This window comes from Mesorhizobium sp. WSM4884 (assembly GCF_029625675.1).
Taxonomy (GTDB): Bacteria; Pseudomonadota; Alphaproteobacteria; order Rhizobiales; family Rhizobiaceae; genus Mesorhizobium.
Window position 1 is genome coordinate 71657 of record NZ_JARTVO010000021.1, and the last position, 25872, is coordinate 97528.

Below are 25872 nucleotides of genomic sequence, written 5' to 3' on the forward strand. Positions count from 1 at the left end.
AGGGGCCACGCAGGCCCCTTTTTCTCTCTTGTTCCATCCGCGCTTACTGCGCGGCGTTGACCATGTTGGTCAGCATCGGCTCGGCGACCTCGACGCCGGACGCCTTGCGGCGCTCGTCGATGATTAGCTCGTCGCGCGAGGTGGCGATGCGCCGGATCTGGCTCATCGTACCACCGGTGCCGGCCGGGATCAGACGGCCGACGATGACGTTTTCCTTCAGACCCTGCAGCATGTCGGTCTTGCCGGCAACCGCAGCTTCGGTCAGCACCCTGGTCGTCTCCTGGAAGGAGGCGGCCGAGATGAAGGATGGCGTCTGCAGCGAGGCCTTGGTGATGCCGAGCAGCACCGGCTGACCTTCGGCAGGCTTCTTGCCGTCCTCGATCAGGCGCTCGTTGACCTCTTCCAGCTCGATCACGTCGACGTGGTCGCCAGGAATGTAGGTCGAGTCGCCCTGCGCGGTGATCTCGACCTTCTGCAGCATCTGGCGAACGATCACCTCGATGTGCTTGTCGTTGATCGACACGCCCTGCAGGCGGTAGACCTCCTGGATCTCGTTGACGAGGTAGGACGCAAGCGCCTCCACGCCCTTGATCGCCAGGATGTCATGCGGCGCCGGGTTGCCGTCGAGGATGTAGTCGCCCTTCTCGATGACATCGCCGTCCTGGAGATGGAACGGCTTGCCCTTCGGGATCAGGTATTCGACCGGCTCCAGCGTCGAGTCATGCGGCTCGATGATGATGCGACGCTTGTTCTTGTAATCGCGGCCGAAGCGGATCGTGCCATCGATCTCGGCGATGATGGCGTGATCCTTCGGACGGCGAGCCTCGAACAGTTCGGCAACGCGCGGCAGACCACCGGTGATGTCCTTGGTCTTGGCGCTTTCCATCGGGATACGCGCCAGCACGTCGCCCGGACGGACATGCGCGCCCGGCTCGACCGAGAGGATGGCCTCGACCGAGAGCAGGAAGCGTGCATCGCCGCCCTTCGACAGCTTGCCGACCTTGCCCTTGGCGTCCTGAACGACGATCGCCGGCTTCAGGTCGCTGCCGCGCGGCGTCGAGCGCCAGTCGATGACCTCGCGTTTGGTGATGCCGGTCGATTCGTCGGCCGTCTCCTGAACGGAAATGCCGTCGACCAGGTCCTCGAACGCCACCTTGCCTTCGATTTCGGTGAGGATCGGGCGGGTATAAGGATCCCACTCGGCGATGCGCTGGCCGCGCTTCACCTTGTCACCGTCGTCCACGAAGATGCGCGAGCCATAGGCGACGCGGTGCGTGGCGCGCTCTTTGCCGGCCTCGTCGAGGATCAGGACCGCCATATTGCGGCCCATGACCATCTGCTGGCCGTCGGAGTTGCGCACCACGTTGCGGTTGCGGATTTCGACCTTGCCCTCATAGGAGGCTTCAAGGAACGAAGAGTCCACCACCTGCGCGGTGCCGCCCATGTGGAAGGTGCGCATGGTGAGCTGGGTGCCCGGCTCACCGATCGACTGCGCCGCGATGACGCCGACAGCCTCACCCTGGTTGACGGGCGTGCCGCGGGCAAGATCGCGACCGTAGCAGACGGCGCAGACGCCGGTCCTGACCTCGCAGGTCAGCGCCGAGCGGATGCGGACCGACTGCACGCCGGCCTTCTCGATCTGCTCCACGTCGCGCTCGTCCATCAGCTTGCCGGCCTTGACCAGCACTTCGCCGGTGACCGGGTGGTTGATGTCGTCGAGCGCCGTGCGGCCAAGGACGCGCTGACCGACCGAGGCGACGATCTGACCGGCATCGACGATCGGCTGCATGGTGAGGCCCTTGTCGGTGCCGCAATCCAGCGAATTAACGATGCAGTCCTGCGCCACGTCGACCAGGCGGCGGGTCAGGTAACCCGAGTTCGCCGTCTTCAACGCAGTGTCGGCCAGACCCTTGCGGGCGCCGTGAGTCGAGTTGAAGTACTCGAGCACGGTGAGGCCTTCCTTGAAGTTCGAGATGATCGGCGTCTCGATGATCTCGCCCGAAGGCTTGGCCATCAGGCCGCGCATGCCGGCGAGCTGGCGCATCTGGGTGGGCGAACCGCGCGCACCCGAATGCGACATCATGTAGATCGAGTTCATCGGCTTCTGACGGCCGTTTTCCTCGAACTCGACCGCCTTGATGCGGGCCATCATCTCGTCGGCGACCTTTTCCGAGCACTTGGCCCAGGCGTCGACCACCTTGTTGTACTTCTCGCCCTGGGTGATCAGGCCGTCATTGTACTGCTGCTCGTACTCCTTGGCCAAAGCCTCAGTGTCGGAGACCAGCTTCAGCTTGGTGTCCGGGATCACCATGTCGTCCTTGCCGAACGAAATGCCGGCGCGGCAGGCATGGGCAAAGCCGAGGGCCATGATGCGATCGCAGAAGATGACCGTCTCCTTCTGGCCGCAGTGGCGATAGACGGTGTCGATCATCTTGGAGATGTTCTTCTTGGTCATCTCCTGGTTGGCGGTCTCATAAGGCACGTTGACGTTCTTCGGCAGAAGCTCGCCGATGATCATGCGGCCAGGCGTGGTGTCGTAGATCTTCGACACGACCTTGCCTTCGGCATCGACCGTGCGGAAGCGACCCTTGATCTTGGCGTGCAGCGTGACGGCCTTGGTCTCCAGCGCATGCTGGAGCTCGCCCATGTCGGCGAACACCATGCCCTCGCCCGGCTCGTTCTGGTTGACGATCGACAGATAGTAGAGACCGAGAACCATGTCCTGCGACGGCACGATGATCGGCGCGCCGGAGGCCGGGTGCAGGATGTTGTTGGTCGACATCATCAGCACGCGGGCTTCGAGCTGCGCTTCCAGCGACAGCGGCACGTGGACCGCCATCTGGTCACCGTCGAAGTCGGCGTTGAAGGCCGTGCAGACCAGCGGATGCAGCTGGATCGCCTTGCCTTCGATCAGGATCGGCTCGAACGCCTGGATGCCGAGGCGGTGCAGCGTCGGCGCGCGGTTCAACAGCACCGGATGCTCGCGGATGACCTCGTCGAGGATATCCCAAACCTCCGGACGCTCCTTCTCGACCAGCTTCTTCGCCTGCTTGACGGTCGAGGAGAAACCCTTGGCGTCGAGGCGGGCGTAGATGAAGGGCTTGAAGAGTTCGAGCGCCATCTTCTTCGGCAGGCCGCACTGATGCAGCTTGAGCTCCGGACCGGTCACGATGACCGAGCGGCCGGAATAGTCGACGCGCTTGCCGAGCAGGTTCTGGCGGAACCGGCCCTGCTTGCCCTTCAGCATGTCGGACAGCGACTTCAGCGGACGCTTGTTAGCGCCGGTGATGACGCGGCCGCGGCGGCCGTTATCGAAGAGCGCGTCGACAGCCTCCTGCAGCATGCGCTTTTCGTTGCGCACGATGATGCCCGGCGCGCGCAGCTCGATCAGCCGCTTCAGGCGGTTGTTGCGGTTGATGACGCGGCGATAGAGGTCGTTGAGGTCGGACGTCGCGAAGCGGCCGCCGTCCAGCGGGACGAGCGGGCGAAGATCCGGCGGGATCACCGGAACCACCTTCATGATCATCCATTCCGGACGGTTGCCGGATTCCATGAAGTTCTCGACGACCTTGAGCCGCTTCAAGAGCTTCTTCTGCTTGAGCTCGGACGAGGTCGAAGCCAGCTCCGAGCGCAGGTCGCCTGCGATCTTCTCCAGGTCCATGCCGGCAAGCAGGTCATGGATGGCCTCGGCGCCGATCATGGCGGTGAACGAATCCTCGCCATACTCGTCGACGGCCAGCATGTACTCTTCCTCGCTGAGCAGCTGGTGCTCCTTCAGCGCGGTGAGGCCGGGCTCGGTGACGATGTAGTTCTCGAAGTAAAGGACGCGCTCGATGTCCTTCAGCGTCATGTCGAGCAGCGTGCCGATGCGCGAAGGCAGCGACTTCAGGAACCAGATGTGGGCGACGGGCGCGGCGAGCTCGATATGGCCCATGCGCTCGCGGCGGACGCGCGACAGCGTGACTTCGACGCCGCACTTCTCGCAGATGACGCCCTTGTACTTCATGCGCTTGTACTTGCCGCACAGGCACTCGTAGTCCTTGATCGGGCCAAAAATGCGCGCGCAGAACAGACCGTCACGCTCAGGCTTGAAGGTGCGGTAGTTGATGGTCTCCGGCTTCTTGATCTCGCCGAACGACCAGGACAGAATCTTCTCAGGGCTGGCAAGCGAGATCCGGATGGAATCGAACACCTGCGCAGGCGCCTGGGGGTTGAAGAGATTCATGACCTCTTGGTTCATGCCGTTCTCCTTTTCGGGGTCCTCGAAAACCCCTTGCATCGAGCGCGGGCCGAATGCCCGCAGACTGGCCGGCCTGACCGGCCGAAGAATACTTCTTGGTTGAGCATGATCTCGTCCGAAAACCGGTTTTCGGGATCATGCTCGGGGCGCGCCGCGACCTGGGTAGCGGCGCGCCATTGCCTTACTCGGCTGCGCCCCTATTCGGCAGCATCCGGCAGCCGGACAGGAGCGTCTTCGAACTTGGTGTTCTCCAGTTCGACATTGAGGCCCAGCGAACGCATTTCCTTGACGAGAACGTTGAAGCTCTCGGGAATACCCGCCTCGAAGGTGTCGTCGCCTCTGACGATCGCCTCGTAGACCTTGGTACGCCCGGCCACGTCGTCCGACTTCACCGTCAGCATTTCCTGCAGCGTGTAGGCGGCGCCGTAAGCTTCGAGCGCCCAGACCTCCATTTCGCCGAAGCGCTGGCCGCCGAACTGCGCCTTGCCGCCCAGCGGCTGCTGGGTGACGAGCGAGTACGGACCGATCGAGCGCGCGTGGATCTTGTCGTCCACCAGGTGGTGAAGCTTGAGCATATAGATGTAGCCCATCGTCACCTTGCGATCGAACGGCTCGCCGGTGCGGCCGTCATAGAGCTGCGACTGACCGCTGGTGTGCAGGCCGGCCTGCTCCAGCATGGTGTTGATGTCGGCCTCGTGCGCGCCGTCGAACACCGGGGTCGCGATGGAGACGCCGCGGCGCATCTGCTCGCTCAGGCGAATGATGCTCTCGTCGTCATAGTCGCGGATCGGCTCGTTGCGGTCGTTGGAAGGCATGAAGCTTTCCAGCGTCTTGCGCAGCGGCTTGATGTCGCCGCCCGACTTGTAGGCGTCGATCAGCTCGCCGATCTTCCTGCCCATGCCGGCGCAGGCCCAGCCCAGATGCGTTTCCAGGATCTGGCCGACATTCATGCGGCTCGGCACACCCAGCGGATTGAGCACGATGTCGGCATGCGTGCCGTCCTCGAGGAAAGGCATGTCCTCGACAGGAACGATGCGCGACACGACACCCTTGTTGCCGTGACGGCCGGCCATCTTGTCGCCCGGCTGCATCTTGCGCTTCACCGCGACGAAGACCTTGACCATCTTCATGACGCCCGGAGGCATCTCGTCGCCGCGCTGCACCTTCTCGACCTTGTCCATGAAGCGCTGCTCGAGCGCCTTCTTGGAGTCGTCGTACTGGCCGCGCAGCGCTTCCAGTTCGCTCTGGAGCTTTTCGTTCTCCACGGCGAACTGCCACCACTGCGAGCGCGGATACTCGTCGAGCGTGTCCTTCGACAGCTTCGAGCCCTTCTTGAAGCCCTTCGGTCCGGCGATCGCATCCTTGCCGACCAGCATGTCGGAAAGGCGCGAGTAGACGTTGCGGTCGAGGATCGCCTGCTCGTCGTCGCGGTCCTTGGCCAGGCGCTCGATCTCCTCGCGCTCGATCGCCATGGCGCGCTCGTCCTTCTCCACGCCGTGGCGGTTGAAGACGCGCACTTCGACGACGGTGCCGAAGGTGCCCGGAGGCATGCGCATGGAGGTGTCGCGAACGTCCGAGGCCTTCTCGCCGAAGATGGCGCGCAGCAGCTTTTCTTCCGGCGTCATCGGGCTTTCGCCCTTCGGCGTGATCTTGCCGACCAGGATGTCGCCCGGCTGCACTTCCGCGCCGATATAGACGATGCCGGCCTCGTCGAGGTTCTTCAGCGCTTCTTCCGAAACGTTCGGAATGTCGCGCGTGATTTCCTCCGGTCCGAGCTTGGTGTCGCGGGCCATGACCTCGAACTCCTCGATATGGATCGAGGTGAAGACGTCGTCGGCCACGATGCGCTCGGAGAGCAGGATCGAGTCCTCGTAGTTGTAGCCGTTCCAAGGCATGAACGCGACCAGCACGTTGCGGCCGAGCGCCAGATCGCCGAGCTCGGTCGATGGACCGTCGGCAATGATGTCGCCCTTGTTCACCCGGTCGCCCACACGCACCAGCGGACGCTGGTTGATGCAGGTGTTCTGGTTCGAGCGCTGGAATTTCATCAGCCGGTAGATATCGACGCCGGACTTGGCCGGATCGAGATCTTCCGTGGCGCGGATGACGATACGGGTGGCGTCCACCTGGTCGACCACGCCGCCGCGGCGGGCGCCGATGGCCGCACCCGAGTCGCGAGCCACGACCGGCTCCATGCCGGTGCCGACGAACGGCGCCTCGGCGCGCACCAGCGGCACGGCCTGACGCTGCATGTTCGAGCCCATCAGCGCGCGGTTGGCGTCGTCGTTCTCGAGGAACGGGATGAGAGCCGCGGCCACCGAGACCATCTGCTTTGGCGACACGTCCATCAGGTCGACGTTCTCGCGCGGCGCCATCATCACCTCGCCGGCGTTGCGGCAGATGACGAACTCGTCGACGAAGCTGCCGTTCTTGTCGAGCTCGGCGTTGGCCTGCGCGACATGGTGCTTGGCCTCTTCCATCGCCGACAGATAGACGACTTCATTGGTCAGCTTGCCGTTGACGATCTTGCGGTACGGGCTCTCGATGAAGCCGTACTTATTGACGCGCGCGAAAGTGGCGAGCGAGTTGATCAGGCCGATATTCGGGCCTTCCGGCGTTTCGATCGGGCAGATGCGGCCGTAATGCGTCGGGTGCACGTCGCGCACCTCGAAGCCGGCGCGCTCGCGGGTCAGACCGCCCGGTCCAAGCGCCGACAGGCGGCGCTTGTGGGTGATCTCCGACAGCGGGTTGGTCTGGTCCATGAACTGCGACAGCTGCGAGGAGCCGAAGAACTCGCGCACGGCGGCGGCCGCCGGCTTGGCGTTGATCAGGTCCTGCGGCATGACCGTGTCGATCTCGATCGAGGACATACGCTCCTTGATCGCGCGCTCCATGCGCAGCAGGCCGACGCGGTACTGGTTCTCCATCAGCTCGCCGACCGAGCGCACGCGGCGGTTGCCGAGATTGTCGATGTCGTCGATCTCGCCCTTGCCGTCGCGCAGCTCCACCAGCGTCTTGACCACGGCCAGGATGTCTTCCTTGCGCAGCACGCGCACGGTGTCCTCGGCCTTGAGCTCGAGGCGCATGTTCATCTTGACGCGGCCGACGGCCGACAGGTCATAGCGCTCGCTGTCGAAGAACAGCGAGTTGAACATGGCTTCGGCGGTCTCGAGCGTCGGCGGCTCGCCCGGGCGCATGACGCGGTAGATGTCGAACAGCGCGTCCTGGCGGCTCTCGTTCTTGTCGACGGCCAAAGTGTTGCGAATGTAGGCGCCGACATTGACATGATCGATGTCGAGGATCTGGATCTCGTCCTCGCCGGTGCCGAGCAGCACCTTCAGCGTCTTGTCGTCGATCTCGTCGCCGGCCTCGAGGAAGATCTCGCCGGTGGCGTAGTTGACGATGTCCTCGGCCAGGTAGTTGCCGAGCAGGTCCTCGTCGGTTGCCTTGATCGCCTTAAGGCCCTTCTCGCCGAGCTGGCGAGCCTGGCGGGCGGTGATCTTCTTGCCGGCCTCGACGACGATCTCGCCCGTGTCGGCATCGACCAGGTCGCCGACGGCCTTGAGGCCGCGGAACCGTTCGACGTTGAACGGGATGCGCCAGTGGTCGCCGGCGCGCTTGTAGGTGATCTTGTTGTAGAAGGTCGACAGGATCTCTTCGCCGTCCATGCCGAGCGCCATCAGCAGCGACGTCACCGGAATCTTGCGGCGGCGGTCGATGCGGGCGTGCACGACGTCCTTGGAGTCGAACTCTATGTCGAGCCACGAGCCGCGATAGGGAATGACGCGCGCGGCAAACAGCAGCTTGCCCGACGAGTGCGACTTGCCCTTGTCATGGTCGAAGAAGACGCCCGGCGAGCGGTGCATCTGCGAGACGATGACGCGCTCGGTGCCGTTGACGATGAAGGTGCCGTTCGAGGTCATGAGCGGCATGTCGCCCATATAGACGTCCTGCTCCTTGATGTCCTTGATCGACTTGGCGCCGGTATCCTCGTCGATATCGAACACGATGAGGCGCAGCGTCACCTTGAGCGGCGCGGCATAGGTCAGGTCGCGCTGACGGCACTCGTCAACGTCGAATTTCGGTCCTTCGAACTCATACTTCACGAATTCCAGCATCGAGGAGCCGGAAAAATCGGAGATCGGGAAGACCGACTTGAAAACGGCCTGCAGTCCCTCGTCAGGACGCCCGCCCTTGGGCTCGTCCACCATCAGGAACTGGTCATAGGATGCCTTCTGAACCTCGATCAGGTTCGGCATCTCCGCAACTTCCGGGATCTTTCCGAAGAACTTGCGTACGCGTCTGCGGCCATTGAAAGTCTGGGTCTGGGCCATCGTCGCTCCTTAGCTCAAAACTCGGGACGAACCTCGCCGCGGTTCGCCTTGCACCAATGGGCCGCCTCGCCGGCTGCCCCTGTCTGTTTTCCGGCCGCCCTTTCCAATTGCTTGGCGGCTGCCGGCTAAAACGGGAGAAAACCCGTTTCCTGAAGGCCGCTTCCGGCCCTCAGGAAAGAGGTTTTCAAACGTCTCGCGCTCACGAAACCTCCCCCTTAACCAGGGAGGGGGCGGACGGCGCGAGACCGTCCGCCCTCGCCTATTACTTCAGCTCGACCTTGGCGCCAGCTGCTTCCAACTGAGCCTTGAACTTGTCGGCGTCGGCCTTGGAAACGCCTTCCTTGACCGGCTTCGGAGCCGCTTCGACCAGGTCCTTGGCTTCCTTGAGGCCAAGGCCGGTGATGGCGCGGACTTCCTTGATGACGTTGATCTTCTGGGCGCCGGCGTCGGCGAGAACGACGTCGAATTCCGTCTTCTCTTCAGCCGGAGCAGCAGCAGCGGCAGCGCCACCGGCAGCAGCGGCAACCGCCACCGGAGCCGCGGCCGAAACGCCCCACTTCTCTTCCAGGAGCTTCGACAGCTCGGCCGCCTCGAGGACGGTCAGCTTCGAAAGGTCGTCTACGATCTTCGCGAGATCAGCCATTTGTGTATTCCTTTATACTTGGTTCGAACGTGTGTTGTTGACAGCGAGGAACGGCCTCATGCCGCCTCGTCCTTCCGGGCGTAAGCGCCGATGACGCGCGCGACCGAAGCCGCGGGTGCATTGACGATCTGGGCGATCCGGGTTGCCGGCGTGGCGATCATGCCAACCAGCTTGGCGCGCAGCTCGTCGAGCGACGGCATCGTGGCGAGTGCCTTGACACCGTCGGCGTTGAGCGAGGTCGAGCCCATCGCGCCGCCGAGAATGATCAGCTTGTCATTCCCCTTGGCGAACTCGGACGCGATCTTCGGCGCCGCAACCGGATCCTCCGAATAAGCGATCAGCGTCTGTCCCTTGAACAGATCGACGATCGATGCGGAGTCCGTGCCCTGAAGAGCGATCTTGGCGAGACGGTTCTTCGCGACTTTGACGGTGCCACCGGCGGCGCGCATCTTCGACCTCAGGTCGTTCATTTGCGCCACGGTGATACCGGCGTAGTGGGCCACGACGACTGAACCCGCGTTCGAGAACGCTTCGTTCAGGCCCGTGACGAGTTCGCGTTTTTCCGCTCTGTCCACTGCCTATCTCCAGTTGACCCCTGCCTCATTCTCGAGGTCAGCGGTCGGGTTGCCTTTTGCCGGCCGGGCCATCCAAAAAACGGATCTCCCGAACGGCGCTCGAGGATCCTGCCCCCTTTCGCCACACCGACGGCCAAGCCGGCGATGTGCTGACAAAAGGCAAACACGGTTCGAACCTTTCATTGGAGCTTTTCGCTCCTTTGTCGGGTCTTCACCCGTCTCATGCAGGCCCATGCGAATTAAGGCTCTGGGCCGCCTGCAATCTCGGACAGGATATCCGGAAGCCTTTCGGCCTCCGGGTTACCGGACCGCCGACGGATCGGCGGTCCGGAATTCTTGTTTGTTGGAGCATGATCTTTTCCGAAAACCGGTTCCCGCTTTTCGGGATCATGCTCTAACGACCGGCCTGAAGCCGGTCAGGCGACACTTACGACGCGGCGAGCGTCGCGATGTCGAGCTTGAGGCCGGGACCCATCGTCGAGGTGACCGACACCTTCTTGACGTAGTTGCCCTTGGCGCCGGTGGGCTTTGCCTTGTTCACCGCATCGGCGAAGGCCCGCACATTCTCTTCCAGCGCCTTGACGTCGAACGAGACCTTGCCGACGCCGGCCTGGACGATGCCGGCCTTCTCGACGCGGAACTCGACGGCACCGCCCTTCGAAGCCTTGACGGCGGCCGCGACATCGGTGGTCACGGTGCCGACCTTCGGGTTCGGCATCATGCCGCGCGGGCCGAGCACCTTACCCAGGCGGCCGACCAGCGGCATCATGTCCGGCGTGGCGATGCAGCGATCGAAATCGATCGTGCCCTTCTGGACGATCTCGACCAGGTCCTCGGCGCCAACGATATCGGCGCCGGCGGCCTTGGCTTCCTCGGCCTTGTCGCCGCGCGCGAACACGGCGACGCGAACCGAGCGGCCGGTGCCGTTCGGCAGGTTGACCACGCCGCGGACCATCTGGTCGGCATGGCGGGGATCGACGCCGAGGTTCATCGAAATCTCGACGGTCTCGTCGAACTTAACCGTGGACCGGTCCTTGAGCAGCTGTAGCGCCTCGTTGAGGGCATAGGCCTTGTTCGGATCGATGCCTTCGCGGCTCTTGGCAACTCGCTTTGCAATCTTTGCCATGATCTTAGCCCACCACTTCCAGGCCCATCGAGCGGGCGGAGCCCTCGACCATGCGCATGGCCGCCTCGACGTCGTTTGCGTTCAGGTCCTTCATCTTCTGCTCGGCGATCTGGCGCACCTTGTCGCGCGAGATCGTGCCGACCTTGGTCTTGCCCGGCTCCTTGGAGCCCGACTTCAGGTTGGCGGCCTTCTTCAGGAAGTAGCTCACCGGCGGCGTCTTCATGACGAAGGTGAACGACTTGTCCTGGTAGTAGGTGATGACGACCGGGATCGGCGAGCCCTTCTCCAGTTCCTGGGTCTGCGCGTTGAACGCCTTGCAGAACTCCATGATGTTGATGCCGCGCTGACCAAGCGCCGGGCCGATCGGGGGCGACGGCGTGGCCGAGCCCGCGGCAACCTGGAGCTTGAGCTGGCCTGCAACTTTCTTAGCCATCTCTATTCCTGCCTTTTCTCATGCCGGCCACCATTATCCGGGAACGCCGGCGGTTGCAGTCTGGTGGTGCGGTTCCAGCGGCCGGCTAAACCGCTTTCGCCTCCCACCCGTTCATTGCAGCGCGCTTCTTCGCGCCGCTGACCCCTCATCGCCTGTCGGCCGAGGGATCTTCGGATCAGCCCTTTTCGACCTGCCCGAATTCGAGATCGACCGGCACAGCGCGCCCGAAGATCGAAACTTCCACCTTGAGGCGCGCGCGCTCTTCGTCCACTTCCTGGACGAAGCCGTTGAAAGACGCGAACGGACCGTCCGAAACGCGGATCGCCTCGCCGATCTCGAAGGTGACCGACGGCTTCGGCCGCTCGACGCCTTCCTGAACCTGGTTCAAGATGCGCTGCGCCTCGGTCTCGGTGATCGGCACCGGCTTGGAGTCGCCGAGGAAGCCGGTGACCTTCGGCGTGTTCTTGACCAGCGAGAACACGGCGTCCGTGAGGTTGGCCTTCAAGAGCACATAGCCCGGGAAGAACTTGCGCTCGGCGTCGACCTTGCGGCCGCGACGGATCTCGACGACCTTCTCGGTCGGCACCACGATCTGCTCGATCTCGCCGGACAGGCCCTTCTGCTTGGCCTTGTTCTCGATGTCCTCGGCGACCTTCTTCTCGAAGTTCGAATAGGCGTGGACGATGTACCACCGCGCAGTCATTTCACGACGTCTCCGTAATCGCCGAACTTAGTGTCCGAGGCCCAATATCCACTCGATCGCATAGCCCATGGCTATGTCGGCGGCGAAGAAGAAGATCATCGCGATGACCGCGAACACCAGGACCATCACCGTCGAGATCATGGTCTCGCGGCGCGATGGCCATGTCACCTTGGCCGTCTCCGCGCGAACCTGCTGGAGAAAGGTGAATGGGTTAGTGGTTTTCGAAGCCATGTGCCGCCTGTCTTCAAGACCCGTTGACCGGGCCTCCTGGATGATCCCGCTGGCCGGGACGTGCCGCCTAGGCTTCGTGCCGACGCCGAATCAGCGTCGCCATTTCGCCCACGCAAATCAGACGCGTAAAGCCGGCTTCCCAGCTCCACGCGTCGCGTGTCTGTTCAGTCTACATAAAACCGATTCTTGGTCCACGCAAGTGGCAAGTGTTCCGCTTTATGTTCTAGCGCCGCCTCGGAACCATCCAGTCGTTCCGTCCCGGCTATGCGGGCCTTATGCCCCAGATTTCCCCATATGGCAAGCCACCCGCCGGTTTTCAACGGCGGAACGCCCTGATCTTAAGTTCGCCACTTGGGAGATGGCACGGGCAGCAGGGCTCGAACCTACGACCTGCGGTTTTGGAGACCGCCGCTCTACCAACTGAGCTATGCCCGTACACGCGCTTCAGCGCAGGCGCTTCCTAAAAGCTTCCACGCGCTCTGTAAAGAGCAGTCAGATGCAGTTTCATATGCTTTGCCAGAAATCCGGATTTTCCCGTGTCGCTGGCAAAGGATCGGACTGAGAAGTCCGCCCCCCCGCTCACGATTTCGCGGCCGGCGGCTTGTACGGTCCGCCGGGCACGCCCCAGCCCCAGGCAGGCATCGGCTCGGTCTCCGGATCGCAGGTTTCGCCGAGATTGGAATTCATCTTTGCCAGCCGCGATCCCCATTCGACATAGCCCATGAAGGCGGAACGGAATTCGGGGTCGTCGGGCAGGCCGACCTCGTCGGCCGCGTCGGCCAGCAGGTTGGTCCAGCGCCGCCGCTGCTCCTCGGTCAGATGCTTGCCGAGATGATGCATGACCATTTCGCGGTGGCCGCCATGCTTTTCGCTGTATGTCTTCGGTCCGCCAAAAACCTCGCCGATGAAGGCAGCGACATGCGCCGGATGATCGGGCGACATATGCTTGAAGACCGGGCCGACGATCGGGTCCAGGGCCACCTTGTCGTAGAAGGTGCGCGTCAGCCGGTTGAGCACTTCCGCGCCGCCGGCCCATTCGAACAAAGTCGGGATGTCCTCGCTCATCGCCTCTCCTCCTCGGCAGGGCGCAGAGAATAACGCAAGCCCTCCCCGGCTCAACCTGCCCCCATGGCCAGTGCCGCAAATGGCGCGCTACAGCTTCGCCGGCGCCTCCGCAGCGGCGTTGGCTGCCGGCAAAACCCGGCAATTGTCGGGCTTCGGCGACGATTTGCAGATGGTGGCGCCCGTCAGCGTATCCACCGATTGGCGCCCGGTCGTCAATCCGAACTCCGCCAATTCGTCCTGACTGAGCTCCCTGTGCTTGGCATATCGGGCCGACTGCATCGCGACGAACAAGCCGGCGCCGATCGCCATCTCCTCGAGATACGCCTTGACCTTGTCTTCCATGCCCATGGAGTGCACGAGGAAATGCACATTGGCACCGACGAAGCGCCTTGTGCCGCCGGCGATCATAACAGCGCAGGCCGCGTCGCATTCGGCGCCGGCATCGACGGTAAGGCCGGTATGGAGGTCCTTGGCGCCGCACCCCACAGCGCCCAGGTCGCAATCGAGGAAATCCGTCCGGGCGACCGCGACATCCAACCCGCGCTCACGGATGAGTCTGCCGGCGGCGAGCGCGCCCTGCACGTCGCCGCCCGGCGAGTTGACCACGAGAGGCAGCCTGCGCCCTCCGACCGTGTCGAGCAGCTCGCGCAGCCTGTCGGGCGTGCCGGCTACAATTGCCCCTTCCGCCGAAATCCATTCCGGGCAATCGGGATCGCAGAGCGGATTGCTGCCGCGAACCAGCACGAAGCGCATGTCCTGTTCCGGTCTGGACGATGATGCAGCCTCTGTCGGTTGAGGGCCTGCCGACTTGATCTCGACGCTCGCAACCGCCACCTGCTTGCCGTTCGTCGGTATTTCGCGGCAGTTCGCCGGCACGGGATTGCGTCGACAAATGGTATTCTCGGTCAGAAGATCCAGCGAATCGAGGCTGGTGACGAGCTTCATCTCCAGCATGTCATCGGGCTCGATCTGCCTTATATCGCTCGCCGGCGTCGCCTTCATCACGTCCAGCACGCCTTGTTCGATACCCATTTCCTTGAGATAACCCGACAGCCGCTTCTCGACCGCCTTGCTCATCTCATAGGTCTTGTAGCTGCCGGCGTTCTTGCGGCTGACGATCTTGGTGCCGAGGACCTTCTTCTTGCCGTTCACGATTTTGTAGGTCGTGCGGTACAGCAGCTTTTCTCGCCGGTAAGTGGTGGTAATCTGATGAACTCCGAGATAGGCCCATTCGCCCACGACGCGGCGGACGCCGCCGGCAAACATCAGCGGACAGGCCGAGTTGCACATGGCGCCGCTGTCATTGGCGACGCCGAGATACGAGGCGTCTTCATCACCCCGGCAATTCTTCATTTCCGGCGAGCAGCCGGAAAACTCCGTCGTGCCCACGGCGATGTCGAGCTTGGCCTTGCGGATCGCGCGGCCGAGCTGGAGCGCCGCGTCGACATTGCCGCCAGGAGAATTGACGACGATCGGCAGTTGCCGGCCGCCTAGCGTCTTCAAGAGGCGTTTGAACAGCGCCGGCGTGCCGGCCTCGATGGTGCCTTCCGCCGAAATCCACTCCGGGCAATTGGGCTCGCAGCCAGGCGCGCTGCTGCGTACGACGGCAAAGCGCATCGTCGGACCTAGATCGGGCACCTCATCCTTGGCCTCCGCGACGAAGCCGGCCAGGCCGATCGCGGCGGCCAACCCCAGGCGGAAGAGCCCGCGCCACCACCGAATGCTGTCTGAACGGCTTTCCCGAACCACGCTTGCAAAGCCCCCACGGGTACAACCCATACTAGTTGCGGCGATGCCGCTTGCAAACAGCTTTGAGAGGCGTGGCGTAACACTTCGCCTTCGGAGCGCCGGAAACGAAAAAGGGCGGCCCGAAGACCGCCCTTTCCTTGTCGAACCGGCAAATGCCGGATCGATTATTCCTTGATGGTGACGACGATGCCGGCACCGACGGTGCGGCCGCCCTCACGGATGGCGAAGCGCAGCTTCTCTTCCATGGCGATCGGCACGATCAGCTCGACGTCGACGGTGATGTTGTCGCCAGGCATCACCATCTCGGTGCCGGCCGGCAGCGTCACGATGCCCGTCACGTCGGTGGTGCGGAAGTAGAACTGCGGACGGTAGTTGGTGAAGAACGGCGTGTGACGGCCACCCTCGTCCTTGGTCAGGATGTAGGCTTCGGCCGTGAACTTCTTGTGCGGCTTCACCGAACCCGGCTTGGCCAGAACCTGGCCGCGCTCAACGCCCTCGCGGTCGATGCCGCGCAGCAGCGCGCCGATGTTGTCGCCGGCCTGGCCCTGGTCGAGCAGCTTGCGGAACATCTCAACGCCCGTGCAGGTGGTCTTGGCCGTCGGACGGATGCCGACGATCTCCAACTCCTCGCCGACCTTGACCACGCCGCGCTCGACGCGGCCGGTCACGACCGTGCCGCGGCCCGAGATCGAGAACACGTCCTCGATCGGCATCAGGAACGGCTTGTCCAGCGGACGCACCGGCGTCGGGATATAGGCGTCGACCTGAGCCATCAGCTCGCGGATGGCGTCCTCGCCGATGGTCTTGTTGGAGTCCTCAAGGGCGGCCAGCGCCGAGCCCTTGACGATCGGAATGTCGTCGCCCGGGAACTCGTTCTTGGTCAGAAGCTCGCGAACCTCGAGCTCGACCAGCTCGAGCAGCTCGGCGTCGTCGACCTGGTCGACCTTGTTCAAAAACACCACGATCGAGGGCACGCCGACCTGGCGGGCAAGCAGGATGTGCTCGCGCGTCTGCGGCATCGGGCCGTCGGCGGCCGAAACCACCAGGATCGCGCCGTCCATCTGCGCAGCACCCGTGATCATGTTCTTCACATAGTCGGCGTGGCCGGGGCAGTCGACGTGGGCATAGTGACGGTTGGCCGTCTCGTACTCGACATGCGCCGTCGAAATGGTGATGCCGCGCGCCTTCTCTTCCGGCGCCGCGTCGATCTGGTCATAGCGCTTGTATTCGCCAAAATACTTCGTGATCGCCGCCGTCAGCGACGTCTTGCCATGATCGACGTGACCGATCGTGCCAATGTTCACATGCGGCTTGGTGCGCTCGAATTTACCTTTTGCCATAGTCTCTTTCCTTGGGCGGCCTTTGACCTTCAGTTCAGTCGAATGCGGGGCGATTAGCGACAACGGCCGCAAAACACAAGTGCCTTGTGGCTGAGCATTCTCGCACTCGGCCCGAACCAACGATTCGATTTCAGGGGGATGACCAGGATATAGGACTGCCGTCGACGAGTTCAAACGGGCGTGGTTCCGTGCTTCGGCACCCTCATCGACAGCTTCCCGAGGGCAGCTCGATCGGCCGAAGCTGGCCCATTGCCGCCGCGACACACCTCTGATTTCTTCGGCGAATGCAGTTCATTCCGGCAAATATCCGTGGTCCGCTGTTCATGATCGTCTCGACGGGGTCCTACCTCGTCAACGACACGATGATGAAGCTCGCGACCGCCGGGCTGCCGCCCTATGAGGTGCTGCTGCTGCGTGGCGCGGCAGCGACGCTGTGGGGCATGCCGCTGCTGTTCATGTTGGGTTATGGCAGGCAGATCCCGTTGCTTTTCGAGCGCAAGGTGCTGCGCCGGAACATTTGCGAGCTGGCCGCGATCCTTTGCTACGTCGTGGCTCTAGCCAACATGCAGATCGCCGATTCGACGGCGCTCGGGCAAATCACGCCGCTCCTCGTGCTGGTCGGGTCCTCGCTGCTGTTCGGCGAGAAGATTGGCGCCGCACGCATGGCGCTGATCGGCATCGGCTTCGTCGGCGCCGTCATGGTGGCGCAGCCGACGATGCAAGGCATTTCCATCTACGCCTTGCTGGCGCTCGGCAACGCGGCCATGGCGGCGGCGCGCGACCTCGCCGGACGCAAGGTGGGCGCCGAGGTGCCCGGCATGATCGTGGCCATCTCCGCCGTCGTGGTCGTGCTGGCCGGCTCAGGCATCGCGCATCTCGTTTCCGAGCAGTGGGTGGTGCCGGAGGCTCGCCACCTCCTGCTCATCGCAGGCGCCGGCCTGTTCCTTATCTTCGGCCACTTCTTCATCTTCATGGCTTATCGCGTCGGGCCGACGAGCGCGGTCGCGCCCTTCTATTATTGCTTCACCGTCTGGGCGGTGATTTCCGGCTTGCTGGTGTTCGGGCAGTTCCCGAACGCGCTCGCCGTCTGCGGCATCCTCCTGGTGATCGGCAGCGGCCATGCCATCGTCTCGCTCGATGAAAGGCGCCGGCGACTGGCGGTGGTCGCCTGAGGCTGCCCGATCCGTAGAACCGGACCCCCTACCCACTTTCCGGCGGGCGCCGGGCAGCATCGCTGGCCAATGCGCCGCCACGCGATCGCGCGCGGCGACCGGCCAAGACATCGCCCGCAGCCGGAAGGGCAGTCAGCTTAACCGCCTACAGCGTGCGCTTGCCGCTGATCTGGTGATAGGCCCAGAGCACGACGACGGAGCCGATGACGGCGACGATCAGGCTCCAGATGTTGAGGCCGGTGACGCCCGATGCGCCGAAGGCGCTGAAGATCACCCCGCCGACGATGGCGCCGACGATGCCGAGCACGATGTCCATGATCATGCCCTGGCCGGTCTTGTTGACGATCTTGCTGCCGATGAAGCCGGCGATGACGCCGAGAATGATCCAGCTGATGATGCCCATCTCTTCCCTCCAATCCCCGCCGTGCCAATCATTTTCATATGATTGTCAAAAGCTCAAGACAGCTTGAAATTCCCCCCGGTTGCGCCATTCTGGCGCCGGGGCGGACTTGATAGGAGATCCACGATGGGCCTTTTCGACAACGCCGTCCCCGGCGGCAACATCACCAAACCCCTGATGATCGCGCTCGGCGCTCTGCTGGTCGGCAAGATGCTGAGCGGCAGGAGCGAGGAACAGCCGGCCGCCCCGCAAGCCCCCGCGCCGACACCGGCGGGAACCGATGCATCCGCCGATGGCGGCCTGCTCGGCGGGTTGGGCGGCCTGCTCGACAAGCTGAAGGATGCCGGCCACGGCAACGTCGCCGATTCCTGGGTCGGCACCGGTCAGAACCAGCCGATCAACGCCAACGATCTCGGCTCGGCACTCGGGCCGGCGGTGATCCGCGAGATCGCGCAGCGGACGGGCATGAACGAGCAGGAGCTGCTGCAGCAATTGTCCACGGCGTTGCCCGGCATCGTCGACAAGCTGACGCCGAACGGCCAGATTCCGCAGCATCATCAGGTCGCTTCTGCGTTCAACAGCTAGGCCACAAAGACCAAAACGGCACGCGCTGCGCGCGACGGGCGCGCGGCATTTTCTTTCCTGTGGGTGGAAATCTGGAGCGGGTAGCGGGAATCGAACCCGCATATTCAGCTTGGAAGGCTGCTGCTCTACCACTGAGCTATACCCGCGCCTTACACTGAAGTACCGGATTCACCCGAAAAGCGCCATGTATTTTCGGTCCGAGACTTTTTTCGTTTCAGGCTTCCGGGCCGGCAGTGGTGGAGAGGGTTGGATTCGAACCAACGTAGGCTAAGCCAACGGATTTACAGTCCGTCCCCTTTAACCACTCGGGCACCTCTCCAGTCTGCCGCCGGAACCATGCAACGAGGCATTCACGCCGATCCGGAGCCCGAGTAAATATCTTCTCCGAAATCAGCGATGCGCCTTATGGCGGCAAGGCCGGTGGGTGTCAACCGGCGCGGCCAGGGTTTTTCGAGGATGTTCGGTATTCGCCGTGGCAGCCCATATCCTTAGCCGGACGGGACGGCTATAGAGGCCGGCATGAGCGACAACAAAAGCAACAAGCCGGGCACGCGCAAGGATACCCACTACGCCAAACTGAGGCGCGCGCATCGCGACCAGAAGGCCGGCGGCGCGCCGGCGTTCCGCCCGCGCCAGCCGGTGCCGGCGGGCGAAGGCCCCGCCGACGGGCTGGTACGGCTCTACGGCCTGCACACAGTGCGGGCCGCGCTCGACAATCCGCGGCGCAAGATCAGAAAAATGCTGGTGACGCGCAACGCGGCCGAGCGTCTGGCGATCGCCGATCTCGGCGTCCTGCCCTTCACGGCCGAGCTGGTCGAGCCGAAGGATATCGACAGGATCACCGGCTCGGACGCCGTACACCAGGGCGTGATGATCGAGGCCGAGCCGCTGAAGCCCAAGCGGCTCGACGCGCTGGGCGACACGAATTTGGTGCTGGTGCTCGACCAGGTCACCGACCCGCACAATGTCGGCGCGATCCTGCGTTCGGCGGTCGCCTTCGGGGCCGGTGCGTTGATCACCACGGCGCGCCACAGCCCTCAGGAATCGGGCGTGCTGGCGAAATCGGCTTCGGGCGCGCTGGAACATATCGACCAGATCGAGGTGAAGAACCTCGCCGACGCGCTCGGCCAGCTGCACGAGGCCGGCTTCCAGACGATCGGGCTCGATTCCGAGGGAAGGGCGGAACTCGAAAAGACCTTCGCCGGCGACAAGATTGCCCTGGTGCTGGGCGCCGAAGGCAAGGGCTTGCGCCAGAAGACGCGCGAGACAGTGACCGCGCTCGCCCGCCTCGACATGCCGGGCGCCATACGCTCGCTCAATGTTTCGAACGCGGCGGCGGTGAGCCTTTACGCGGCGAGGAAGTTTTTGGAGAAATGAATGGTGAATAGTGAATGGAACGGCGCGCCCCGACCATTCACCATTGACTATTCACTATTCACCCACTTCGTACCCCGCCATCCTCTCCAGCGCCCTGACCAGCGCCGAGTGATCCTCCTTGGCCCCGCCATTGGCGGCGCAGGAGTTGAACAGTTGCTGCGTTGTCGAGGTGTTGGGCAACGCAACGCCGAGCGCCTTCGCCCCTTCCAGCGCCAGGTTGAGGTCCTTCTGGTGCAGTTCGATGCGGAAACCCGGCGCGAAGGTGCGCTTGATCATGCGCTCGCCATGCACTTCGAGGATGCGGGAGGCGGCGAGACCACCCATCAGCGCCTGCCGGACCTTGGCCGGATCGGCGCCCGCCTTTGAAGCAAAAACAAGGGCTTCGCCGACCGCCTCGATCGTGAGCGCCACGACAATCTGGTTGGCGACCTTGGTGGTCTGGCCGACGCCGTTCGGCCCGACCAGCGTGATGTTCTTGCCCATCTTCTCGAACACCGGCTTGGCGCGTTCGAACGCCTCTTCCTCGCCGCCGACCATGATCGTGAGCGAGGCCGCCTTGGCGCCAACCTCGCCGCCCGACACCGGCGCGTCGAGATAATCGCAGCCGAGATCGTTGATCTTCTTGGCGAATTCCTTGGTGGCGATCGGCGAGATCGAGCTCATGTCGATGACGAGCTTGCCCTTCGACAAACCTGAAGCGACGCCGTTCTCGCCGAACAGCACGTCGGCCACCTGCGGCGTGTCGGGGACCATGGTGATGACGATGTCGGCGGTCTTGGCCACGGCATTGTGGCCGGTCACGGTCTTCAGCCCCTTGGCGACGAGATCGGCCGGCGGCTTCGAGCGATGATCGCTGGCAACGACCGGATAGCCGGCATCGAGCAGGTGCCCCGCCATCGGCGCGCCCATGATACCCAGTCCGATGAAGCCGATGGTTTCCATGTTTTGCTCCTTTGTCCGATTATTTCAGAGGCTAACGCTGCCCTTCATCCGCCTGCCGGCACCTTCTCCCCGTATAGTGACGGGGAGAAGGACGCGCTCCAGCGCCCGCGCGCCCTCTCCCCGTCCGTCACGCGGAGAGGGTAAGGGTGAGGGGCAGCGCCGGCCGTTCTCGGAAATCGCCTACGCCGCCGCACTCCCCTGCCCGGCAAACTTGCGGAACCAGCCCAACCCGGCTTCCGTGCCGGCCTTCGGCTTGTATTCGGCGCCGATCCAGCCGGAATAGCCGAGCCGATCGATATGCGCGTAGAGGAAGGGATAGTTGATCTCGCCCGTCCCCGGCTCGTGGCGGCCGGGATTGTCCGCAAGCTGGATGTGCGCGATGCGGCCGAGGTTTGCCTCGATGGTACGGGCGAGATCCCCCTCCATGATCTGCATGTGATAGACGTCGTATTGCAGGAACAGGTTCTTCGAGCCGATGCGGTCGATTAGCGCCAGCGCCTGATCGGTATGGCTCAGGAAGAAGCCGGGAATGTCGCGGGTGTTGATCGGCTCGATCAGCAATTTGATGCCGGCCTGCTCCAGCTTCTCGGCCGCGAAGGCGAGGTTTTCGGCAAGGACGTTTTCGAGCACGGTGCAATCGGCGCCCTGCGGCGCGATGCCGGCAAGGCAGTTGATCTGCTCGCAGCCCAGCGCGTGCGCATAGGATATCGCCTTGGCGACGCCCTGGCGGAATTCCGGCACGCGATCAGGGAGCACGGCAATGCCGCGCTCGCCCCTCGCCCAGTCGCCGACGGGCAAGTTGAAAAGAACCTGCGTCAGGCCGTTCCTCTTCAAGCGCGCGGCGACGACGTCAGGCGCATGATCGTACGGCCCGATATATTCGACGCCCTTGAAGCCGGCGCGGGCGGCCGCATCGAAGCGGTCGAGGAACTCATGCTCGCCGAAGAGCATCGAAAGATTGGCTGAAAAACGCGGCATTCTTTTTCTCCTTCTTTCCGCCGGACCTAATCCAACATCATGATGGCCGTCGGAGCATCTTCGTTGCGTTCGGCAAGCTCCTCGAATTCGGTGATCTTGTCGATTTCCGTGCCCATAGAAATGTTGGTGACACGTTCGAGGATGAATTCGAGAACGACCGGAACCTGATGCTCCTTCATCAGCCGCTGCGCCTCCTTAAAGGCGCCGGCAAACTCTTCCGGCTTGCGCACCCGAACCGCCTTGCAGCCCATCGCCTCGGCGACCGCTACATGGTCGACGCCGTAGCCGGCATCGGGATCGTTTGCGCGGTTGACGTTCTCGAAGGCGAGGCTCACCTCGTAGTCCATCGAAAAGCCGCGCTGCGCCTGGCGGATCAGGCCGAGATAGGCGTTGTTCACGACGACGTGGATGTAGGGCAGCTTGTGCTGCGCGCCGACCGCCAGTTCCTCGATCATGAACTGGAAGTCGTAGTCGCCGGAGAGCGCGACGATGTCCCGATCCGGATCGGCGGCGCGCACGCCGAGCGCGGCCGGCAACGTCCAGCCGAGCGGCCCGGCCTGGCCGCAATTGATCCAGTTGCGCGGCTTGTAGACATGCAGGAACTGCGCGCCGGCGATCTGCGACAGGCCGATGGTGGTGACATAGGTGGTGTCGCGGGCGAAAGCCTTGTTCATCTCCTCATAGACGCGCTGCGGCTTCAGCGGCACCTGCTCGAAATGCGTCTTGCGCTTCATGGTCTTCTTGCGCTGCTGGCATTCCTTGGCCCAGCCCGACCAGTCGCGCAGCTTGCCGGCCGTCCGCCACTCGGTGGCGACGTCGAGCAGGATCTTCAGCGCCGCGCCCGCATCGGAGACGATGCCGAGATCCGGCGCGAAGACGCGGCCAATCTGAGTGGGCTCGATGTCGACATGGATGAACTTCTTCCCCCTGGTGTAGACGTCGACCGAGCCGGTGTGACGGTTGGCCCAGCGGTTGCCGATGCCGAAGACGAAATCGGCCTCAAGCATCGTCGCATTGCCGTAGCGGTGCGAGGTCTGCAGGCCGCACATGCCGGCCATCAGCCGGTGGTCGTCGGGAATCGCGCCCCAGCCCATCAGCGTCGGGATGACGGGCACCCCTGTGACCTCGGCGAATTCGATCAGCAGATCGGAAGCGTCGGCATTGATGATGCCGCCGCCGGCGACGATCAGCGGCTTCTCCGCTTCATTCAGCATCGCCAACGCCTTCTCGGCCTGGGCACGTGTCATCGCCGGCTTGAAGACGGCAAGCGGCTCATAGGCGTCGATGTCGAACTCGATCTCGGCAAGCTGCACGTCGAGCGGCAGGTCTATCAGAACGGGTCCCGGTCGCGAGGAGCGCATCAGATGGAATGCCTTCTGCAGCGCCATCGGCACCAGATAGGGCTCCATGACGGTGACCGCCCATTTGGCGACGGGTGCGGCGATCGCAGCGATGTCGACGGCTTGGAAATCCTCCTTGTTGAGGCGCGCGCGCGGAGCCTGGCCGGTGATGCAGAGGATCGGAATGGAATCCGCCGATGCCGAATAGAGGCCGGTGATCATGTCGGTGCCGGCCGGACCGGAGGTGCCGATGCAGAGCCCGATATTGCCGGCCTTGGCGCGGGTAAAACCTTCGGCCATGTGCGAAGCGCCCTCGACGTGGCGGGCGAGAACATGGCGGATGGTGCCGCGCGCCTTCAGCGCCGAATAGAGCGGGTTGATCGCCGCGCCCGGCACGCCGAAGGCATTAGTTATGCCTTCGTTTTCGAGAACGAGAACCGCAGCGTCGACAGCGCGCATCCTGGCCATGTCCAGCCTCCATTTCATTGGTTGGCTTGAGAATGCCAGCCTGCTCCCGATTTTTCAATTTTTTCAGAATATTTTTTCATTTCTAGAAAACTGCTCTTATGCACTGATTCCACTCTGCTTTTCGTTTTCCAGAAAATCGCTCCGGGAAGCGGTGAAAAACTTTTTCATTGTGCTTGGCAGGAATTCGGCCACAATGCAGGGCATGGAAACCATGGAAAAGCGCCAGCGCGGGCGGCCGCGCGCTTTCAACGGGCCGTCGGAGGCAGCTTCGGTGCAATCGCTCGACCGGGCGCTGCGCATCCTGGCGATCGTCGCCGACGCCAGCGGCCTGTCCTTGAGCGAGATCGCGGCGCGCAGCGGCATTGCCGCCTCCACCGCCTACCGCATGCTGACGACGCTGGAAAACCACGGCATGGTCGAGTTCGATACTACCGACCAGCTCTGGTCGATCGGCGTCGAGACCTACCGCATGGGTGCGGCCTTCCTGCGCCGCAGAAAGCTGGTCGACCGCGCTCGCATCGTCATGCAGGAACTGATGGAAAAGACCGGCGAGACCGCCAATCTCGGTGTCGCCGAAGACGATTGCGTGGTCTTTGTCAGCCAGGTCGAGACGCATCAGGCGATCCGCGCCTTCTTCCGGCCGGGCACGCGCAGTTCATTCCATGCTTCCGGCATCGGCAAGGCGGTGCTGGCGCATCTCGAGCCGGACCGCGTCGCGGCCATCCTGCGCAAGGCAGGCCTGCAGCGCTACACCGACAAGACGCTGTCCGACATTTCGGCGCTGGCGCACGATCTGGCGACCATCAAGCATCGCGGCTGGTCGGTGGACGACGAGGAACGCCATCCCGGCATGCGCTGCGTGGCCGCGGCGATCTTCAACGAATTCGGCGAGCCGATCGGCGGCGTTTCCGTTTCCGGACCGACGGTGCGGGTGACGCCGGAGCGCGTGGCCGAGATCGGCCCGCTGGTGCGGGAGGCCGCGGCCGAGGTGACCAAGATGATCGGCGGCGTGAAAGCGTACTAGAGCAATTCCAGGATAAGTGTGTAGCGGTTTTCCGTCCGGAATTGCGTAAAAACAAATAGTTAGAGCAGTTCATCGTTTCCGTGAAACGATGAACTGCTCTACGAGGCGCCCGGCAAGGCGCTCTTGGCCGCTATGTCGAAAAAATCGAGCAGTATCGCCAGCCCGACGCCGCCGGCCGTGAAGACGAGGCCGGTGATGAAGATGCGGTTGGCGCGCGCATAGATCGACCGCTGCAGCGACTTCGTGTCGAGCAGCATGGCCAGCGCCCGCATCTGCAAGGCAATGCCGATCAGGATCGGCACCACGGCGACAAGATGATAGGTTTGCCAGGGGATCGGGTTTGCCGCCCAATGGGTGATGAAGCCCAGCGAGAAAGCCAGCAGAATACCAACGGTGGTGACCGTGCCGTTGCGAAAAACCGGCTCGATCAGGTCTTCCTTTGGATCCCGCTCGTCCAACAGTCCCTCCCCTCGATCAGCCATCGAGGACCCAGACTAGACGCTCGCAAAATCGCTGTACACCGGCGACTTCATGAACCCGACCGTCTTGCCGCGGCATTCCAATGCATGCGAAAGGGCTCGGATGCGGAAAACGGTTCATCTCTTGCTCGCCGCTTCACTTTGCGGATGCGTGGCGGCGGCACCCCGACCGGATGCCGGCGGCCAACGCGTCAATTCCGTTCCGGTCTCGCCCATTCCGATCTCACTTGCCCTGGAGGAAATCATCACCACCGGCGTCCGCCAGCGCCTGCAGGATCCTTCGGCCGCCAAATTCGGGACGATGCTGGCCGGCGAGCGGACACTGGACGGCCGTCGGGAGATCGTGATCTGCGGCTATGTCAACGCCAGGCGCCCGTCCGGCGGCAATGGCGCAAGCGAGCCTTTCGTGGCCAAGATCTACCCGGACGCCGGAAGCAGCTTCGAACTCGTCGCGAAGGGTGACGATTCGCCGAGCGCGCGGCTTGTCGTCGGCGAAGCTTGCCGGACGGCCGGACTGCCGATCCTAGACTCCGGCACGAAGACTTAGCTCTAACGTACGCTCGAACGAAAGAAAAAGGGGCTGCGCGCAGCCCCTCAGACTGCTGACAAACCCCTGGCTTTTGCTGGGGGTTTTTGATTCACTGGGTCATGTTGAAGCGACCCACCCC

General features: G+C 63.3%; 20 protein-coding genes, 3 tRNA genes and 1 pseudogene. 5 read left to right on the forward strand and 19 right to left on the reverse strand.

The window, feature by feature from the left end; genetic code table 11:
- Positions 1 to 43: 43 nt before the first annotated feature.
- The 12 genes from rpoC to tuf form a co-directional block, all read right to left on the reverse strand.
- Entirely contained in the window at positions 44 to 4240 is a 4197-nt protein-coding gene (gene rpoC, locus P9236_RS25630; protein WP_278077428.1) for a DNA-directed RNA polymerase subunit beta', read from the reverse strand.
- 197 nt (positions 4241 to 4437) lie between these two features.
- Positions 4438 to 8574 (reverse strand): DNA-directed RNA polymerase subunit beta, encoded by a 4137-nt coding sequence (gene rpoB / locus P9236_RS25635; RefSeq protein ID WP_278077430.1) that lies wholly within the window; start codon positions 8572 to 8574, stop codon positions 4438 to 4440.
- 262 nt (positions 8575 to 8836) lie between these two features.
- Positions 8837 to 9217: a 50S ribosomal protein L7/L12 gene (gene rplL / locus P9236_RS25640; protein ID WP_040983055.1), complete on the reverse strand. Its 381-nt coding sequence runs from the start codon at positions 9215 to 9217 to the stop codon at positions 8837 to 8839.
- Positions 9218 to 9273: 56 nt separating this feature from the next.
- Positions 9274 to 9792: a 50S ribosomal protein L10 gene (rplJ, locus tag P9236_RS25645; RefSeq protein ID WP_066989579.1), complete on the reverse strand. Its 519-nt coding sequence runs from the start codon at positions 9790 to 9792 to the stop codon at positions 9274 to 9276.
- A gap of 427 nt (positions 9793 to 10219) precedes the next feature.
- Complete coding sequence (gene rplA / locus P9236_RS25650) at positions 10220 to 10918, reverse strand: 50S ribosomal protein L1 (RefSeq protein WP_278077432.1); 699 nt, start codon at positions 10916 to 10918, stop codon at positions 10220 to 10222.
- Between the two features lie 4 nt (positions 10919 to 10922).
- Entirely contained in the window at positions 10923 to 11351 is a 429-nt protein-coding gene (rplK, locus tag P9236_RS25655; protein ID WP_278077433.1) for a 50S ribosomal protein L11, read from the reverse strand.
- A gap of 175 nt (positions 11352 to 11526) precedes the next feature.
- Entirely contained in the window at positions 11527 to 12054 is a 528-nt protein-coding gene (nusG, locus tag P9236_RS25660; protein WP_059189556.1) for a transcription termination/antitermination protein NusG, read from the reverse strand.
- 27 nt (positions 12055 to 12081) lie between these two features.
- Complete coding sequence (secE, locus tag P9236_RS25665; RefSeq protein ID WP_040974128.1) at positions 12082 to 12285, reverse strand: preprotein translocase subunit SecE; 204 nt, start codon at positions 12283 to 12285, stop codon at positions 12082 to 12084.
- Between the two features lie 359 nt (positions 12286 to 12644).
- A tRNA-Trp gene (locus P9236_RS25670) sits at positions 12645 to 12720 on the reverse strand.
- A gap of 144 nt (positions 12721 to 12864) precedes the next feature.
- Positions 12865 to 13350: a group II truncated hemoglobin gene (locus P9236_RS25675; protein ID WP_278077436.1), complete on the reverse strand. Its 486-nt coding sequence runs from the start codon at positions 13348 to 13350 to the stop codon at positions 12865 to 12867.
- 87 nt (positions 13351 to 13437) lie between these two features.
- The gene (locus P9236_RS25680) at positions 13438 to 14967 is read right to left on the reverse strand and encodes a hypothetical protein (protein ID WP_278077449.1); all 1530 of its coding nucleotides are present in this window, start codon (positions 14965 to 14967) and stop codon (positions 13438 to 13440) included.
- A 296-nt stretch (positions 14968 to 15263) separates the two neighbouring features.
- Positions 15264 to 16439 (reverse strand): elongation factor Tu, encoded by a 1176-nt coding sequence (tuf, locus tag P9236_RS25685; protein ID WP_278077423.1) that lies wholly within the window; start codon positions 16437 to 16439, stop codon positions 15264 to 15266.
- Between the two features lie 284 nt (positions 16440 to 16723).
- Between tuf and P9236_RS25690 the strand changes: the two genes are divergently transcribed.
- Complete coding sequence (locus P9236_RS25690; protein WP_278077437.1) at positions 16724 to 17611, forward strand: DMT family transporter; 888 nt, start codon at positions 16724 to 16726, stop codon at positions 17609 to 17611.
- A 145-nt stretch (positions 17612 to 17756) separates the two neighbouring features.
- On the opposite strand, the gene P9236_RS25695 is transcribed toward P9236_RS25690, so the two are convergent.
- Positions 17757 to 18014 (reverse strand): GlsB/YeaQ/YmgE family stress response membrane protein, encoded by a 258-nt coding sequence (locus P9236_RS25695; protein ID WP_126094127.1) that lies wholly within the window; start codon positions 18012 to 18014, stop codon positions 17757 to 17759.
- A 123-nt stretch (positions 18015 to 18137) separates the two neighbouring features.
- Here P9236_RS25695 and P9236_RS25700 point away from each other — a divergent pair, with 123 nt between their 5' ends.
- Positions 18138 to 18596, forward strand: a complete 459-nt coding sequence (locus P9236_RS25700; RefSeq protein WP_278077438.1) for a YidB family protein — start codon at positions 18138 to 18140, stop codon at positions 18594 to 18596.
- 72 nt (positions 18597 to 18668) lie between these two features.
- On the opposite strand, the gene P9236_RS25705 is transcribed toward P9236_RS25700, so the two are convergent.
- A tRNA-Gly gene (locus P9236_RS25705) sits at positions 18669 to 18742 on the reverse strand.
- A gap of 88 nt (positions 18743 to 18830) precedes the next feature.
- Positions 18831 to 18915: transfer RNA gene (locus P9236_RS25710), tRNA-Tyr, on the reverse strand.
- A 200-nt stretch (positions 18916 to 19115) separates the two neighbouring features.
- On the opposite strand from P9236_RS25710, the gene P9236_RS25715 reads away from it, so the two are divergent.
- Positions 19116 to 19973 (forward strand): RNA methyltransferase, encoded by an 858-nt coding sequence (locus P9236_RS25715; protein WP_278077439.1) that lies wholly within the window; start codon positions 19116 to 19118, stop codon positions 19971 to 19973.
- A gap of 54 nt (positions 19974 to 20027) precedes the next feature.
- Here P9236_RS25715 and P9236_RS25720 read toward each other — a convergent pair.
- The 3 genes and pseudogenes from P9236_RS25720 to gcl form a co-directional block, all read right to left on the reverse strand.
- A pseudogene (locus tag P9236_RS25720) lies at positions 20028 to 20918 on the reverse strand (2-hydroxy-3-oxopropionate reductase); the annotation flags it as partial.
- 177 nt (positions 20919 to 21095) lie between these two features.
- Positions 21096 to 21893, reverse strand: coding sequence for a hydroxypyruvate isomerase (otnI, locus tag P9236_RS25725; protein ID WP_278077442.1), 798 nt, complete (start codon positions 21891 to 21893; stop codon positions 21096 to 21098).
- Between the two features lie 26 nt (positions 21894 to 21919).
- Positions 21920 to 23701: a glyoxylate carboligase gene (gene gcl / locus P9236_RS25730; protein ID WP_278077443.1), complete on the reverse strand. Its 1782-nt coding sequence runs from the start codon at positions 23699 to 23701 to the stop codon at positions 21920 to 21922.
- Between the two features lie 202 nt (positions 23702 to 23903).
- On the opposite strand from gcl, the gene bhcR reads away from it, so the two are divergent.
- Positions 23904 to 24725: an HTH-type transcriptional regulator BhcR gene (gene bhcR / locus P9236_RS25735; protein ID WP_278077450.1), complete on the forward strand. Its 822-nt coding sequence runs from the start codon at positions 23904 to 23906 to the stop codon at positions 24723 to 24725.
- Between the two features lie 98 nt (positions 24726 to 24823).
- On the opposite strand, the gene P9236_RS25740 is transcribed toward bhcR, so the two are convergent.
- On the reverse strand, positions 24824 to 25183 hold the full coding sequence (locus P9236_RS25740; RefSeq protein ID WP_278077444.1) for a hypothetical protein: 360 nt from the start codon (positions 25181 to 25183) through the stop codon (positions 24824 to 24826).
- 124 nt (positions 25184 to 25307) lie between these two features.
- On the opposite strand from P9236_RS25740, the gene P9236_RS25745 reads away from it, so the two are divergent.
- The gene (locus tag P9236_RS25745) at positions 25308 to 25751 is read left to right on the forward strand and encodes a hypothetical protein (protein ID WP_278077445.1); all 444 of its coding nucleotides are present in this window, start codon (positions 25308 to 25310) and stop codon (positions 25749 to 25751) included.
- Positions 25752 to 25872: the final 121 nt, after the last annotated feature.

Excerpts from the sequence above, each read along its gene's own strand:
- P9236_RS25680 (WP_278077449.1), bottom strand. The coding sequence starts at position 14,967 with ATGCGCTTTGCCGTCGTACGCAGCAGCGCGCCTGGCTGCGAGCCCAAT.
- P9236_RS25690 (WP_278077437.1), top strand. The coding sequence starts at position 16,724 with ATGCAGTTCATTCCGGCAAATATCCGTGGTCCGCTGTTCATGATCGTC.
- P9236_RS25745 (WP_278077445.1), top strand. The coding sequence starts at position 25,308 with ATGCGGAAAACGGTTCATCTCTTGCTCGCCGCTTCACTTTGCGGATGC.
- P9236_RS25700 (WP_278077438.1), top strand. The coding sequence starts at position 18,138 with ATGGGCCTTTTCGACAACGCCGTCCCCGGCGGCAACATCACCAAACCC.
- gcl (WP_278077443.1), bottom strand. The coding sequence starts at position 23,701 with ATGGCCAGGATGCGCGCTGTCGACGCTGCGGTTCTCGTTCTCGAAAAC.
- P9236_RS25675 (WP_278077436.1), bottom strand. The coding sequence starts at position 13,350 with ATGAGCGAGGACATCCCGACTTTGTTCGAATGGGCCGGCGGCGCGGAA.
- bhcR (WP_278077450.1), top strand. The coding sequence starts at position 23,904 with ATGGAAACCATGGAAAAGCGCCAGCGCGGGCGGCCGCGCGCTTTCAAC.
- rpoC (WP_278077428.1), bottom strand. The coding sequence starts at position 4,240 with ATGAACCAAGAGGTCATGAATCTCTTCAACCCCCAGGCGCCTGCGCAG.
- rplA (WP_278077432.1), bottom strand. The coding sequence starts at position 10,918 with ATGGCAAAGATTGCAAAGCGAGTTGCCAAGAGCCGCGAAGGCATCGAT.
- rpoB (WP_278077430.1), bottom strand. The coding sequence starts at position 8,574 with ATGGCCCAGACCCAGACTTTCAATGGCCGCAGACGCGTACGCAAGTTC.
- secE (WP_040974128.1), bottom strand. The coding sequence starts at position 12,285 with ATGGCTTCGAAAACCACTAACCCATTCACCTTTCTCCAGCAGGTTCGC.
- P9236_RS25695 (WP_126094127.1), bottom strand. The coding sequence starts at position 18,014 with ATGGGCATCATCAGCTGGATCATTCTCGGCGTCATCGCCGGCTTCATC.
- nusG (WP_059189556.1), bottom strand. The coding sequence starts at position 12,054 with ATGACTGCGCGGTGGTACATCGTCCACGCCTATTCGAACTTCGAGAAG.
- tuf (WP_278077423.1), bottom strand. The coding sequence starts at position 16,439 with ATGGCAAAAGGTAAATTCGAGCGCACCAAGCCGCATGTGAACATTGGC.
- otnI (WP_278077442.1), bottom strand. The coding sequence starts at position 21,893 with ATGCCGCGTTTTTCAGCCAATCTTTCGATGCTCTTCGGCGAGCATGAG.
- P9236_RS25715 (WP_278077439.1), top strand. The coding sequence starts at position 19,116 with ATGAGCGACAACAAAAGCAACAAGCCGGGCACGCGCAAGGATACCCAC.
- rplL (WP_040983055.1), bottom strand. The coding sequence starts at position 9,217 with ATGGCTGATCTCGCGAAGATCGTAGACGACCTTTCGAAGCTGACCGTC.
- rplK (WP_278077433.1), bottom strand. The coding sequence starts at position 11,351 with ATGGCTAAGAAAGTTGCAGGCCAGCTCAAGCTCCAGGTTGCCGCGGGC.